Genomic DNA, 13,037 nt, shown 5'->3' on the forward strand with positions numbered 1-13,037 from the left:
CTGGCGGCGCCTGTCGGCTAAGCTATAAGCGGTGCCCAGATAGCTATGCGACCCGATATTCTCAATCCGATCTTCGCCGAAATAACGGCACTGAAAGGCGTCGGGCCGCAGCTCGCAAAGCCTTTGGAGCGCTTGGGGCTTGCCCGCGCCGTCGATGTCGCCTTTCATCTGCCCACGGGCTGGATCGACCGCCTGCGCGTCGACGAGCTGCGCATGGCGGATACCGGGCGCGTCATCACGATCGAACTGACCCCCGTCGACTATCGCAGCGGAGGACCGCGCAGCCCCTTTCGCGTCCATGCCACCGACCAGCACGGCAACTATGTCAGCCTCGTCTATTTCGGCGGCAATCCCGGCTGGGCGAAGAAGCTGTTGCCCTTGGGCGAGCCGCGCATCGTTTCGGGCAAGCTCGAAAATTACGGGCAGGAACTGCAGATCGTTCATCCCGATTATGTGCTGGCACCGGGCGAGGGCGCGAGCCTTCCCGAACGCGAGGCGGTCTACCCGCTCTCCGAAGGACTGACGGGGAAACGCGTGGCGCAACTCGCCGAACAGGCGCTCGAACGCGCGCCCGCGCTTTCCGAATGGATCGAACCGAGCCTGAAGGCACGCCATGGCTGGCCCGACTGGCGCGACGCGCTGATCCGTATCCACGCCAATCCCGCCGACAAGGCGGCACGCGAGCGCCTGGCCTATGACGAGGTCTTCGCCAACCAGCTTGCGCTGATGCTGGTGCGCGCCTCGACACGCAGGCGGCGGGGCAGGGCGCTGAAGGGTGACGGGCGCCTGCGCGATGCGTTGAAGCTGCCCTATGCGCCGACGGACGCACAGCGCCGCACGATCGCCGAGATCGAGGGGGACATGCAGCAGGAACAGCCGATGTTGCGGCTGCTGCAGGGCGATGTCGGATCGGGCAAGACGCTGGTCGCGCTAATGGCGCTGCTGACCGCGGTCGAGGCGGGAGCACAGGGCGCGCTGCTCGCGCCCACCGAAATCCTCGCGCGCCAGCATTTCGAGACGATCTCGCGCGAGCTTGTGGGCATGCCCGTCAACGTTGCGATCCTCACCGGGCGCGACAAAGGACGGGCACGCGAGGCGACGCTGATGGGGCTCGCCGACGGTTCGATCGACATATTGATCGGAACGCATGCGATCTTTCAGGAGGCGGTTGCTTACAAGAGTCTCGGCCTTGCCGTGGTCGACGAGCAGCATCGATTCGGCGTCGCGCAGCGACTGATGCTGGCGCAGAAGGCCGAGCACCCGCCGCACCTGCTGGTGATGACCGCAACGCCGATCCCGCGCACGCTGACACTGACGCATTATGGCGAGATGGATGTCAGCCGTCTCGACGAGATGCCGCCCGGGCGCCAGCCCGTCGAGACGCGCGTCATCTCCGACGAACGGCTATCAGAGGTCGTCGACGGACTTGCGCGGCATCTTTCGAATGACGGTCAGGCCTATTGGGTCTGTCCGCTGGTCGAGGAAAGCGAGACCAGCGATCAGGCCGCGGCGGAGGCGCGCGCAGCCGCGCTCAAGCTGCGTTTCGGCGACAAGGTCGGCCTCGTTCATGGGCGGATGAAGGGTCCTGAAAAGGACGCGGTGATGGACGCGTTCCAGCGCGGCCAGACCCAGCTTCTCGTCGCGACGACGGTGATCGAGGTGGGCGTGAATGTCCCCAATGCGACGTTGATGATCGTCGAAGGCGCTGACCGCTTTGGTCTGGCACAGCTCCACCAGCTCCGGGGGCGCGTCGGGCGGGGGGAGGGGCGTTCGGTCTGTCTGCTGCTGCGCGGCTCGGCGCTCAGCGAGACCGCGCGCGCGCGGCTGGCGCTGATGCGCGAGACCAATGACGGATTCCGCATCGCCGAGGAGGACCTGCGGCTGCGCGGCGCGGGCGAGATCCTGGGCACCAAACAGTCAGGCGAGGCACGTTTCCGGCTTGCCACCCCCGAGCATATCCAGACGCTGTTGCCCGTCGCCACAGACGATGCGCGCCTGCTGGTCGATCGTGACGGCGGGCTGCAGGGCGAGCGCGGGCAGGCCGCGCGCACCGCGCTCTACCTGTTCGAGCGCGAGGCCGGCGTGGAGCTGCTGCGCTCGGGTTGAATCAATCCGTGATGAGATTCCAGGGCTGCGAGAATCGTCTCATAGTGCTGCGGCGGGATCGGGGCGAAAAACTCGGCGCCGACATCCTGTCCCATCGACCAGATCGTGCGCGCTTTTACTTCGCCCAGCAGCGGCAACTCGACCGAGACCAGCGCACCGTCGATGATTACCAAGTCGGTGCGGACGAGGAAGCCGAAGCGCGAGAGGTTGACGAGCAGCGCGGGCTCGGCGGCCGTTATCGGCGGCGAGCGACGGCGGAACAGCGTCGACACGCCGAGCATGCTCCGGTCGGCGCGGCGCTGATCGATGCCATTGATCTGCCGGGCGAGCGGCCACGCCATTGCTGTATTAATCCCCACGCTGGTTCGCGAACGGCGAATGGTGACGCCGTCGATACAAGATGTGGCTAAGCGACAGGGTTAAGCCCCGGTTTACCGCCGTTTCAATTTCACCACTGCAGTATCGAGCGCGGAAAGGAAGCGCGAGCGGTCGGCCTTGCTGAAAGGCGGCGGGCCGCCGCGTACCTCGTCCATCGCGCGCAGATCGGCCATCAGCGCGCGCGTCGCGACTGCCGCACCGATCGAATGGGTGTCGAACGGCTTGCCCGTGGGGCCGAGTACCGCCGCTCCCGCCTTGATGCAGCGATCGGCGAGCAGGATATCGGCGGTGATCACGATCGTGTCCGCCGTGGCGTGCTCGGCGATCCAGTTGTCCGCCGCGTCGAAACCGGAATCCACGAGCACGCGCTCGATGAGCGGCTCGGGCGGCACCCGGATGAAGCTGTTGGTGACGAGTCTGACCGGCATGTCATAGCGACGCGCGACCCGGTAGATTTCCTCCTTCACCGGGCATGCGTCGCCATCGACGAGGATCATCCGCGGCGGCCCGGGCCCGTTCCTGCCCCGGGACCGGGCTTTTTGCCACGATGATAAGGCTTGGGCGCATAGCGCTTGGGCGGCGGCGGGCCATTCGGGCGCCGGCGACCGCCCCGCATCGGCGGAGGCCCGTCGCTGGAATGCTCGATCTGGACGTCCTCGTCCTCGGTCGCGGTCTTGCGCACCGCGTGCGCGAACCGGTCGGCAACAGCGCGCGGTATCTGGAACATCGTTTCGCGATCGCCGATCCGGATCGCGCCGACCTCGTTCTTGGTGATGTGCCCCCGACGACAGATCAGCGGCAGGATCCAGCGCGCATCGGCGCGGTCGTTGCGACCGATGCTCATGCGGAACCAGACGACATCCTCGAAGCCGTCGCGCTTGCCATCGGTGCGTTGCCCGCGATCCTCGGGACCGCTGCCGAGCAGTTCCTCGGGTTCGGGCAGTTCGCGACGGTGTGCGCGGACGAGTGCGGCGGCAATCTGCTCGGCGCTATGGCGTTCGAGCAATGTACGGCCGATCGCCAGATCGTCCTCGGCAACCTCGCCCGGAACGATGGTTTCGAGCAACCGCTCCTGATCGCGCGCGCGAATATCGTCGGCGCTCGGTGCGTCGACCCACTGCGCCTTGACGTTGGCGGCGCGCAGCAGCCCTTCAGCGCGGCGGCGGCGCTGATAGGGCACGACCATAATGCAGGTGCCCTTGCGCCCCGCGCGGCCCGTGCGTCCCGAGCGGTGCTGGAGCGTTTCGGCATCGATTGGCAGTTCGGCGTGGACGACCAGCCCCAGATTGGGCAGGTCGATGCCGCGCGCGGCGACATCGGTGGCCACGCAAACGCGCGCGCGACGATCACGTAGCGCCTGAAGCGCATGGTTGCGCTCATTCTGGCTCAGTTCGCCCGACAGCGCGACCGCGGAGAAACCGCGTTCGGTCAGGCTCGAGGCGAGGCGGCGGACATTCTCGCGCGTGGCGCAGAACACCATCGCGCCATCGGCTTCATAAAAGCGCAGCACGTTCACCACCGCATTCTCGATCGCCGAGGGTGGCACCGCGATCGCGCGATAGTCGATATCGGCATGCGCCTGCCCCGACGCCATCGTCTGGATGCGCAGCGCATCGCGCTGATAGGTCTTTGCCAGCATCGCGATCGGCTTGGGCAGCGTCGCCGAGAAGAGCAGCGTGCGACGATCCGCGGGCGTGACGTCGAGGATTTCCTCGATTTCCTCGCGAAAGCCCATATCGAGCATCTCGTCGGCCTCATCGAGCACGACCACCTTGATGCTGCCGGTGGCGAGGCTGCCGCGTTCGATATGGTCGCGCAGACGGCCCGGTGTGCCAACGACGATATGCGCACCACTCTGGAGCGCGCGCTGTTCCTGGCGGATGTTCATCCCGCCGACGCACGAGGCGACGCGTGCGCCTGCCTTGCCATAAAGCCAACTCAATTCGCGCTGGACCTGCATTGCGAGCTCGCGCGTGGGCGCGACGATCAGCGCCAGCGGCTCGACGGCATAGGAGAGACGTGCCTGCTCGCCGAGCAGGTCCGAGGCCATGGCGAGGCCGAAGGCGACGGTCTTGCCCGAGCCGGTCTGCGCCGAGACGAGCAGATCGCGACCTGCGGTTTCTTGTGTGATGATGGCGGCCTGAACATCGGTGGGCGCGGCATAACCGCGCTCGGCCAGCGCCTCGCCAATCGTGGCGGGCAGCGAAGAGAAAGGCATCTGAATTCCAGTTTTGAATGCGCCGGACGCGAAGCGAATCCCGACGGGAGGGCGGCCTATAACACCAGAACGACCTCAGCGCCACCGTGCCCCGATCCGCTTGCGTTCGCACTTTTCCTTTGGATCGTGAAAGAGAGTTTCGAAGGTCAAACCTTGCGCGCTAGGAAGTCGCGTGTAATTCTCGTGATGCCGTGTCGATGAACATAAGGCTCGCCGACCGAGAAGGTCGTGACATCGAATCCGGCCGCGGCGATACGATCCGCCGCATCGGCACCATAATAACGGACATGATCCCATTGCCCGAAATGCAGATCGCGGTCGGCTTTCGAAATGATAGCCGGGTTCTCGTAGGTCTTTTCGTAGAGCGGTGCGATCGGGAACGAAAGGATCGCAAGTCCGCCCGGGGCCAGCACGCGGTGTATCTCGGCGAGCGCCTTGCTGTCGTCGACGTGCTCGAGAACATGATTGGCGACGATGACGTCCCATGATGCGTCGGGCTGATCGATCCGCTCCAGGTTCAGAGTCAGATCGGCGCCATCGCCCCTGATATCCGCCGACGCATATGTTGCCGCGAGACCGCTATAGATTTTGCGCAGGATCGGTTCGGCTGCGAAATGCAGGATGCGCTTGTTCCGCAGCGCATGTTCATTGCCGCTGATCCAGAGGGCTTGATGGCGATGTCGTTCCAGCGAAAGGCAACGGGGGCAGCGCGCATCGAACCGGGGTGGCAGGCCGGCTGCCTTGAACATACCCGCATAGCCGCAGATATTGCATTCGCGCGGATAGACGCCATTCAGCCGCTGCCAGACTTTCCGGGCATAGTTCACATTCTGACCAGCCGCTTTGATCCGCGCCCAGGACCTTAGCATATTCACCTCCCGACGCTCTCGACGTGCTAGATAAACGACTTCGCGACGCCGAAACCCGTAAGCATCGAGATTAACTGGACGGGTTCAAGGATGTAGTGCTTCATCGTCCGCACCTTTTGCGCACGGAATGTGCTGCGCGAACAACTCGCCGAGTGCGAGCGCGTTCCGCGTGACGAAAATCTACGCAGCGGCGGCCAGTCCGTCAGACGACCTGACCCGCTGCCACCCCGCTCGCCCATGCCCATTGGAAGTTGTAACCACCGAGCCAGCCGGTGACATCGACCGCCTCACCGATGAAATAGAGACCCGGTACCTTGCGCGCTTCCATCGTCTGCGAGGAGAGGCCGGCGGTATCGACGCCGCCGACGGTCACCTCGGCCTTGGCGAAGCCTTCCGAGCCATTGGGGACGAAATTCCAGCGATTGAGGCGCTCACCTGCGGCGCGCAGCGCCTTGTCGGGGATGTTCGAGAGGTCGCCATTCAGACCCAGGGGCTCGCGGAGCAGTTCGGCGAGGCGATCGGGGAGGAGTTCGGCAAGCACGGTGTGGATCTGAACGCGCGGGCGCGCACGCTTGGTTTCGAGGAGAAGCGCGGCCGCATCGCGATCAGGGAGCATGTCCATCACGATCGTGTCGCCGTGCCGCCAATAGGACGAGATCTGGAGGATGGCGGGGCCGGAAAGGCCGCGATGCGTGAACAGCGAAGCTTCGCGAAAGTGCGCGCCGTTGCAGCGCGTGATCGAGTCGACCGCGATCCCAGAAAGGCCGCGGAACACCATGTCCTCGCCCGCAAGCGTCAGCGGCACGAGCGCGGGGCGGGGCTCGACCACCTTGAGGCCAAACTGGCGCGCGACGTCATAGCCAAAGCCGGTCGCGCCCATCTTGGGGATCGAGGGGCCGCCCGTGGCAATTACCACCGACGGCGCGGCGAAGATGTCGCGATCGGTAGTGACGTGAAAATCACCGGGTTTTTCGATGGATGTGATGCGATGTTCGCAGCGGACATCGACATTGCCGTGCGCGCATTCGTCGAGCAGCATCTCGACGATCTGGCGCGACGAGCCGTCGCAGAAGAGCTGGCCCAGCGTCTTTTCGTGCCAGGCGATGCGGTGGCGCTCGACGAGATCGAGGAAATCCTGCGCGGTATAGCGACCCAACGCCGACTTGGCGAAATGCCGGTTGGACGAGAGGAAACGTTCGGGCACGGCCTGGATATTGGTGAAGTTGCAGCGCCCGCCACCCGAGATCAGGATCTTCTTGCCCGGACGATCGGCATGATCGAGCAGCAGCACGCGCCGCCCGCGCTGGCCCGCGGTGAGCGCGGCCATGAGCCCCGCAGCACCCGCGCCGAGGATTATGGCGTCAAAGTGCTCCATGCGCGCGCCCCGGATGCGCGGTGGCGAGCGCGGCGAGTTCCTTGACCATCTTGGCGGCGAGCACCGCGGTCATCCCGTTGATATCGCGATCGGGATTGAGTTCGACGACGTCGGCGCCCGCGATGGGGACTTCGAGGTTGAGCAATATGTCGGTCACGTCGCGCACGGCCAGCCCGCCCGGTTCGTGGTGCGAAACGCCGGGCGCGTAGGCGGGGTCGAAACCATCGAGATCGATGCTGATATAGAGCGGACCTTGGAGCGCGGGCAGGCAGCTGGGGCTGAAGTGCCGTGCCTCGATCACCTCGACACCGAACTTCGCTGCCTGCTCGCGGCAATGGCGGTTCATCGTGCGGATTCCGACCTGGACAAGTCGTTTCGCCAGCCCGTCCTCCATGATCCGCGCGAAGGGCGAGGCGTGCGAGCGCCGGTCGCCGCCGAGTTCGTCATAGAGATCAGGGTGCGCGTCGAAATGGAGGATCGTCACGGGGCCGTGCGCCGCAGCGATCGCCTTCAGGATCGGATAGCTGACCGCGTGATCGCCGCCCATGCTGATCGGGATCGCGCCGCGTTCGATCGCAGCGGCGATGGCGCCGGTGATGCGATCGTCATCATGTGCGTCCTCTTCGAGCGCGAGGTCGCCGCAGTCGAGCAGGTCGATCTCCACGCCAAGTTCGGTTCCGCGCTCGCTCGCGGGATTGCCGTGATCGCTGTTGAGCGCGGCACGGATGTGCGCGGGCGCCTTTGCAGCGCCGCGCAGGAACGAGGAATGACAGTCGGTCGGCAGCCCGATCAGATGGATGGGAACGGGCGCGGTCACACGCTCGCCTGCTTGAGGACGCCGTGATTCTTCTTGCCCGACGATACACGCACGGGATCGGCGCCGACGCGCACTATCAGCGCCTCGTCCTCGACCTTTTCGCCATCAACACGTGCGCCGCCGCCCTTGATCAGCCGGCGCGCCTCGCCTTTTGACGCCGCTAGGCCGAGGCCGACCAGCGCGTCGACGATCGCGATCTCGTCGCCCAGCACCTCGAGCGTGGGGAGGTCGTCGCCCGCCGCACCCTCGGCGAAGGTCTTGCGCGCGGTCTCGGCGGCAGCCTCGGCGGCCTCGCGACCATGGCACATCGCGGTGGCTTCGTTCGCCAGGCGCACCTTGACCTCGTTGATCGCGGCACCTTCGGCCTTTTCCAGCTCGGCGACTTCGTCGAGCGGCACGTCAGTGAAGAGGCGCAGGAAGCGCCCGACATCGGCGTCCTGCGTGTTGCGCCAGAACTGCCAGTAATCATAGGGGCTCAAGCTGTCGGCGTTGAGCCAGACCGCGCCCGCCATCGTCTTGCCCATCTTGCCGCCGTCGGCGGTGGTGATGAGCGGGGTGGTGAGGCCGTAGACCTGCGCGCCATCCTTGCGGCGCGTCAGCTCGATGCCGTTGACGATATTGCCCCACTGGTCCGAGCCACCCATCTGCAGGCGGCAGCCGTGGCGCAGCGCGAGTTCGCGGAAGTCGTAGGCCTGCAGGATCATGTAGTTGAATTCGAGGAAGCTGAGCGACTGCTCGCGATCGAGCCGCATCTTCACTGAATCGAAGCTCAGCATCCGGTTGACCGAGAAATGCTGGCCGATCTCACGCAGGAAGGGAATGTATTCGAGCTTGTCGAGCCAGTCGGCATTGTCGACCATCACCGCGTCGGTCGGTCCGTCGCCGAAGGTCAGGAAATTCTCGAAGACGCGCTTGATCGACGCGACGTTGGCCCGGATGGTCTCCTCGCTCAACAGGCTGCGCGCTTCCTCCTTGAGGCTCGGATCGCCGATCTTGCCGGTGCCGCCGCCCATCAGCACGATCGGCTTGTGGCCGGCCTGCTGGAGACGCCTGAGCATCATGATCTGCACCAGCGAGCCGACATGGAGCGAGGGCGCGGTCGGATCGAAGCCGATATAGCCGGGCACGATCTCCTTCACCGCAAGGGTATCGAGGCCCTCGGCATCGGTGGCCTGGTGGATATAGCCGCGTTCGTCGAGCAGCTTGAGGAAATCGGACTGGAATTGGGTCATAGCGCGCGGGCGCTTAGCATGCGACGCGGCGGGTTTCCAGAAATCCGTTTCCCGCCGCGCCCATGGACGCATCAGAGCGTGTCCATCACCCCGCCGTCGACGCGCAGCGCCGCGCCCGTGGTGGCGGAGGCGAGGGGGGATGCGACATAGACGACCATGTTCGCCACCTCCTCGACCGTCGCGGCGCGCTGGATGATCGAGCTCGAACGGTGCTGCCGCACAAACGCGCCCGCAACTTCCTCGGCCGACTTGCCTGAGCGCGTGATCTCATCCTTGAGCATTTCGGCGACACCTTCGGACAGCGTGGGGCCCGGGAGCACCGAATTGACGGTGACGCCGGTGCCCGCCATGCGCTTGGCAAGCCCGCGCGCAACCGCGACGTCCGCGGTCTTGCTGACGCCATAGTGGATCATCTCGACGGGAATGTTGAACGCCGATTCCGAGGCGAGAAAGATGACGCGGCCCCAGCCGCGCTTCTCCATGCCCGGCAGGTAGGCCCGCGAAAGGCGGACGGCGGACATCACGTTCATCTGCCAGTGCGCATCCCACACCTCGTCGTCAGCCTCGAAAAAGTCGAGCGGGCGGAAGATGCCGGCATTGTTGACGAGAATGTCGATATCGGGCGCGGCGGCAACGAGCGCGGCCGCGCCTTCGGCGGTCGAGAGGTCGGCGGCGACGCCGCGGATATTCGCATCGGGGTGGTCAGCGCGAAGCCGCTCTGCAGCGGCCTCGACCTTGGCCGGAGTGCGGCCATTGATAATGACCGTCGCGCCCGCACCGGCGAAGCCTTGCGCGATTGCGTAGCCGATGCCTTCGGTCGAGCCCGTGACGAGGGCGGTTTTTCCTGAAAGATCGATGTTCACGTCAGTCTCCTGCTGGGGGTGTCGCAGAATTGGGCTGGGCCGGGGGAGGATACTAGATGAGGGCGGGGCACATCACCCTTTCCCCGCCGGAACAAATGGCTTCGCCTTGACGAAGATGGTCGCAGCAATCAGGACGTGCGCATGCGTCTGACATTGCAGCTTCATCCCGAATCCCGGTGCCGGGCGATCACGCAGATCGAGGTCGACGTCACGCGCGGCACGGATGCGCTGACGCTCGACTTTCGGGCGACGGGACGCATCGCCGATCTCCGCGTGCCCGCACCGGTGACGCCCGCGCGCCGCGACGGTCTTTGGCAGCACATGTGCTTCGAGGCCTTTGTCGCGACGGGCGGCGCCTATCACGAATTCAACTTCGCGCCATCGACCGAATGGGCGGCTTACGGCTTCAGTGGCTATCGTACGGGCATGCGCGACCTCGATATCGCGACACCGCCGATCATGCTGGGCGCAAGCGACGACATGATTGCGGTGAGCGTTTCGCTGCCGTTCGTCGACCTGCCCGCCGCGGAGAGCGGCGCGTGGGAGCTCGGCCTGTCGGCGGTGATCGAGGAGTCCGATGGCAACAAATCCTACTGGGCACTGGCGCATGCGCCCGGCAAGCCCGATTTCCATCACCCCGATTGCTTCGCGCACCAACTCGCTGGACAGTGAACACCATGAAATTTGGCATTGATCGACTTCTGGCCGAACCCGCGCTCCGCGCGCTGCTCAAAGGCAGGCGCGTGGCGCTGGTGGCGCACCCGGCATCAGTAACAGCCGATCTGACCCATTCGCTCGATGCGCTTGCCGCTTGCGACGACATCAGGCTGTCCGCCGCCTTCGGGCCCCAGCACGGGCTGCGTGGCGACAAGCAGGACAATATGGTCGAGTCGCCCGACTACAACGACCCGGTCCACGGTATCCCGGTGTTCAGCCTCTACGGCGAGGTGCGGCGACCGACCGGGCAGTCGATGGGCACGTTCGACGTGGTCCTGATCGACCTGCAGGACCTGGGCTGCCGCATCTACACCTTCATCACGACGCTGCTCTACATGCTCGAGGCGGCCGCGGAGCATGGCAAGAGCGTGTGGGTGCTCGATCGCCCCAATCCCGCGGGGCGGCCGATCGAGGGGCTGACCTTGCGCCCGGGCTGGGAAAGCTTTGTCGGCGCCGGCCCGATCCCGATGCGCCACGGGCTGACCTTGGGCGAGCTGGGGCAATGGTTCATTGACCATTTCAAGCTCGACGTCGATTATCGCGTCATCGAGATGGAAGGTTATGTGCCCGACGCGGCGCCCGGCTTTGGCTGGCCGCTCGCCGAGCGGATCTGGATCAATCCCAGCCCAAATGCGCCCAATCTCAACATGGCGCGAGCCTATGCGGGCACCGTTATGCTCGAGGGCACGACGCTTTCCGAAGGGCGCGGCACGACGCGACCGCTCGAGCTGTTCGGGGCACCCGACATCGATGCGCGCGCGGTGATCGCCGAGATGCGTGCGCTTGCGCCCCAATGGCTTCAGGGCTGTTCCCTGCGCGATTGCTGGTTCGAACCGACCTTTCACAAGCATGTCGGCGAGCTGTGCAGCGGCGTGCAGATCCATGCCGAGGGTGCCGGTTATGATCATGCGGAGTTCAGGCCGTGGCGTCTGCAGGCACTCGGCTTCAAGGCGATCCGGCGGCTGTATCCCGACTATCTGCTCTGGCGCGATTTTCCTTACGAGTATGAGCTGGGCAAGCTCGCGATCGACGTCATCAACGGCGGCCCAAGCCTGCGCGAATGGGTGGATGACGCTGCCGCGACGCCCGCCGACCTCGATGCGCTGACGCTGCCCGACGAGGCCGCGTGGTCGGACCAGCGGCAATCTTATCTGCGCTACTGAAGGGAAAGAGCCGATGCTGATGATGGGCCGCAGACATTTCCTCGGCATGGCGGGCACCGCCGCGATCGCGGCGAGCCTGCCCGGACGCGTCCTTGCCGCACCGGCACCCGTTGAGGGGCTCAAGTCGCTCGCCGACAAGGCGGCCCCGATCAGCGTCGAGGAACGCAAGGCGCGCATTGCCAAGGCGCAGGGTCTGATGCGCGCGCAGGGGCTTTCGGCGCTGCTGATCGAACCGGGATCGAGCCTTGTCTATTTCACCGGCATCCAATGGTGGCGCAGCGAGCGGTTGACCGCCGCAGTGCTGCCCGTCGAGGGCGATATCCTGATCGTCACGCCATTCTTCGAGGAACCCTCGGTGCGCGAAACGCTCGCCGTGGCCGGCGATTTCCGGACCTGGAACGAGCATGAGGATCCGCTCAAGCTGGTCGCCGACTGGCTGAAGGAACGCAAGCTCCCGAGCGGCAAGATCGGGATGGAGGAAACCGTCCGCTATTTCGCGGTCGATGGCCTCAAGCGGGCGCTACCGGACGCGCAGATCGCCTCAGGCGCGGGCGTGGTGCGCGGCTGCCGCATGCACAAATCGCCAGGGGAGATCGCGCTGATGCAGATCGCCGCGGACATCACCATTGCCGCCTATCGTTATACGGCTCCGCGGATCGAGCGAGGCATGACGCCTGGCGATATCGGCGCGATCATGAATGGCGCGACGCGCGCTCTGGGCGGCAACCCGGAATTCGCTCTGATCCTGCTGGGCGAGGCGAGCGCCTATCCGCACGGATCCGGCAAGCCGCAAGCGGTGCGCGACGGCGAGGTTGTGCTGATGGACTGCGGATGCACGGTACAGGGCTATCAGTCCGATATATCGCGCAGCTTCGTCTACGGCGAAGCCACCAGGAAGCAGCGTGACGTCTGGGCGATCATGCGCAAGGGGCAGGATGTCGCGTTCGAGGCCGCGAAACCCGGCGCACCTGCCGGCAGCGTCGACGATGCGGTGCGTGCCTATTACACCAAGCTTGGCTATGGCCCCGATTACAAGCTCCCGGGCCTGTCGCACCGCACGGGTCACGGCATCGGGCTAGACGGGCACGAACCCGTCAACCTCGTCCGTGGCGAAAAGACGCCGTTGGCGGCCGGCATGTGTTTTTCTAACGAACCCGGAATCTACATGCCGGGCGAATTCGGCATCCGGCTCGAGGATTGCTTCTACATGACCGCTACCGGGCCGCGCTGGTTTTCCAGCCCGCCGCCGTCCATCGACAATCCATTTGGCTGAGGAAAAAAGGGCGCGCCGTCGATCGA

12 protein-coding genes are annotated in these 13,037 nt (G+C 65.4%); 4 read left to right on the forward strand and 8 right to left on the reverse strand.

Features of this window, described 5'->3' with window-relative positions:
• The first annotated feature begins 45 nt into the window (after nt 1-45).
• Complete coding sequence (recG, locus tag AC3WJD_RS01185; protein ID WP_492743747.1) at nt 46-2,106, forward strand: ATP-dependent DNA helicase RecG; 2,061 nt, start codon at nt 46-48, stop codon at nt 2,104-2,106.
• Here recG and AC3WJD_RS01190 read toward each other — a convergent pair.
• From AC3WJD_RS01190 to AC3WJD_RS01225, 8 genes are all read right to left on the reverse strand, one after another.
• On the reverse strand, nt 2,058-2,447 hold the full coding sequence (locus tag AC3WJD_RS01190; protein WP_492743749.1) for a PilZ domain-containing protein: 390 nt from the start codon (nt 2,445-2,447) through the stop codon (nt 2,058-2,060). The two genes, recG and AC3WJD_RS01190, sit on opposite strands and share 49 nt — an antisense overlap.
• 90 nt (nt 2,448-2,537) lie before the next feature.
• Nucleotides 2,538-2,981, reverse strand: coding sequence for a YaiI/YqxD family protein (locus AC3WJD_RS01195; RefSeq protein ID WP_492743751.1), 444 nt, complete (start codon nt 2,979-2,981; stop codon nt 2,538-2,540).
• Nucleotides 2,978-4,702 carry a DEAD/DEAH box helicase gene (locus tag AC3WJD_RS01200; RefSeq protein ID WP_492743752.1) on the reverse strand — a complete coding sequence of 575 codons (1,725 nt, stop codon included), beginning with the start codon at nt 4,700-4,702 and terminating at the stop codon, nt 2,978-2,980. Before AC3WJD_RS01200 ends, AC3WJD_RS01195 begins: the two co-directional genes overlap by 4 nt.
• 146 nt (nt 4,703-4,848) lie before the next feature.
• Nucleotides 4,849-5,571, reverse strand: a complete 723-nt coding sequence (locus AC3WJD_RS01205) for a class I SAM-dependent methyltransferase (protein ID WP_492743754.1) — start codon at nt 5,569-5,571, stop codon at nt 4,849-4,851.
• 202 nt (nt 5,572-5,773) lie between these two features.
• On the reverse strand, nt 5,774-6,946 hold the full coding sequence (locus AC3WJD_RS01210; RefSeq protein WP_492743755.1) for a BaiN/RdsA family NAD(P)/FAD-dependent oxidoreductase: 1,173 nt from the start codon (nt 6,944-6,946) through the stop codon (nt 5,774-5,776).
• Nucleotides 6,933-7,763 (reverse strand): agmatinase family protein, encoded by an 831-nt coding sequence (locus AC3WJD_RS01215; RefSeq protein WP_492743757.1) that lies wholly within the window; start codon nt 7,761-7,763, stop codon nt 6,933-6,935. Before AC3WJD_RS01215 ends, AC3WJD_RS01210 begins: the two co-directional genes overlap by 14 nt.
• The gene (gene tyrS, locus AC3WJD_RS01220; RefSeq protein ID WP_492743759.1) at nt 7,760-8,995 is read right to left on the reverse strand and encodes a tyrosine--tRNA ligase; all 1,236 of its coding nucleotides are present in this window, start codon (nt 8,993-8,995) and stop codon (nt 7,760-7,762) included. The genes AC3WJD_RS01215 and tyrS overlap by 4 nt, the downstream gene beginning before the upstream one ends.
• A gap of 71 nt (nt 8,996-9,066) precedes the next feature.
• Complete coding sequence (locus AC3WJD_RS01225) at nt 9,067-9,858, reverse strand: SDR family NAD(P)-dependent oxidoreductase (protein WP_492743761.1); 792 nt, start codon at nt 9,856-9,858, stop codon at nt 9,067-9,069.
• A 141-nt stretch (nt 9,859-9,999) separates the two neighbouring features.
• Here AC3WJD_RS01225 and AC3WJD_RS01230 point away from each other — a divergent pair, with 141 nt between their 5' ends.
• Genes AC3WJD_RS01230 through AC3WJD_RS01240 form a run of 3 tightly spaced genes read left to right on the forward strand, consistent with a single transcriptional unit; the run spans nt 10,000 to nt 13,011 of the window.
• A complete protein-coding gene (locus AC3WJD_RS01230; protein WP_492743763.1) occupies nt 10,000-10,530 on the forward strand; it encodes a DOMON-like domain-containing protein in 531 nt (176 codons plus the stop codon).
• A 5-nt stretch (nt 10,531-10,535) separates the two neighbouring features.
• A complete protein-coding gene (locus AC3WJD_RS01235) occupies nt 10,536-11,738 on the forward strand; it encodes an exo-beta-N-acetylmuramidase NamZ family protein (RefSeq protein WP_492743765.1) in 1,203 nt (400 codons plus the stop codon).
• Between the two features lie 13 nt (nt 11,739-11,751).
• Nucleotides 11,752-13,011 carry a M24 family metallopeptidase gene (locus AC3WJD_RS01240; protein WP_492743766.1) on the forward strand — a complete coding sequence of 420 codons (1,260 nt, stop codon included), beginning with the start codon at nt 11,752-11,754 and terminating at the stop codon, nt 13,009-13,011.
• The last annotated feature ends 26 nt before the right edge of the window (nt 13,012-13,037 follow it).

The sequence above is a fragment of the Sphingobium sp. FW306-1B-F04DB genome, assembly GCF_058781925.1.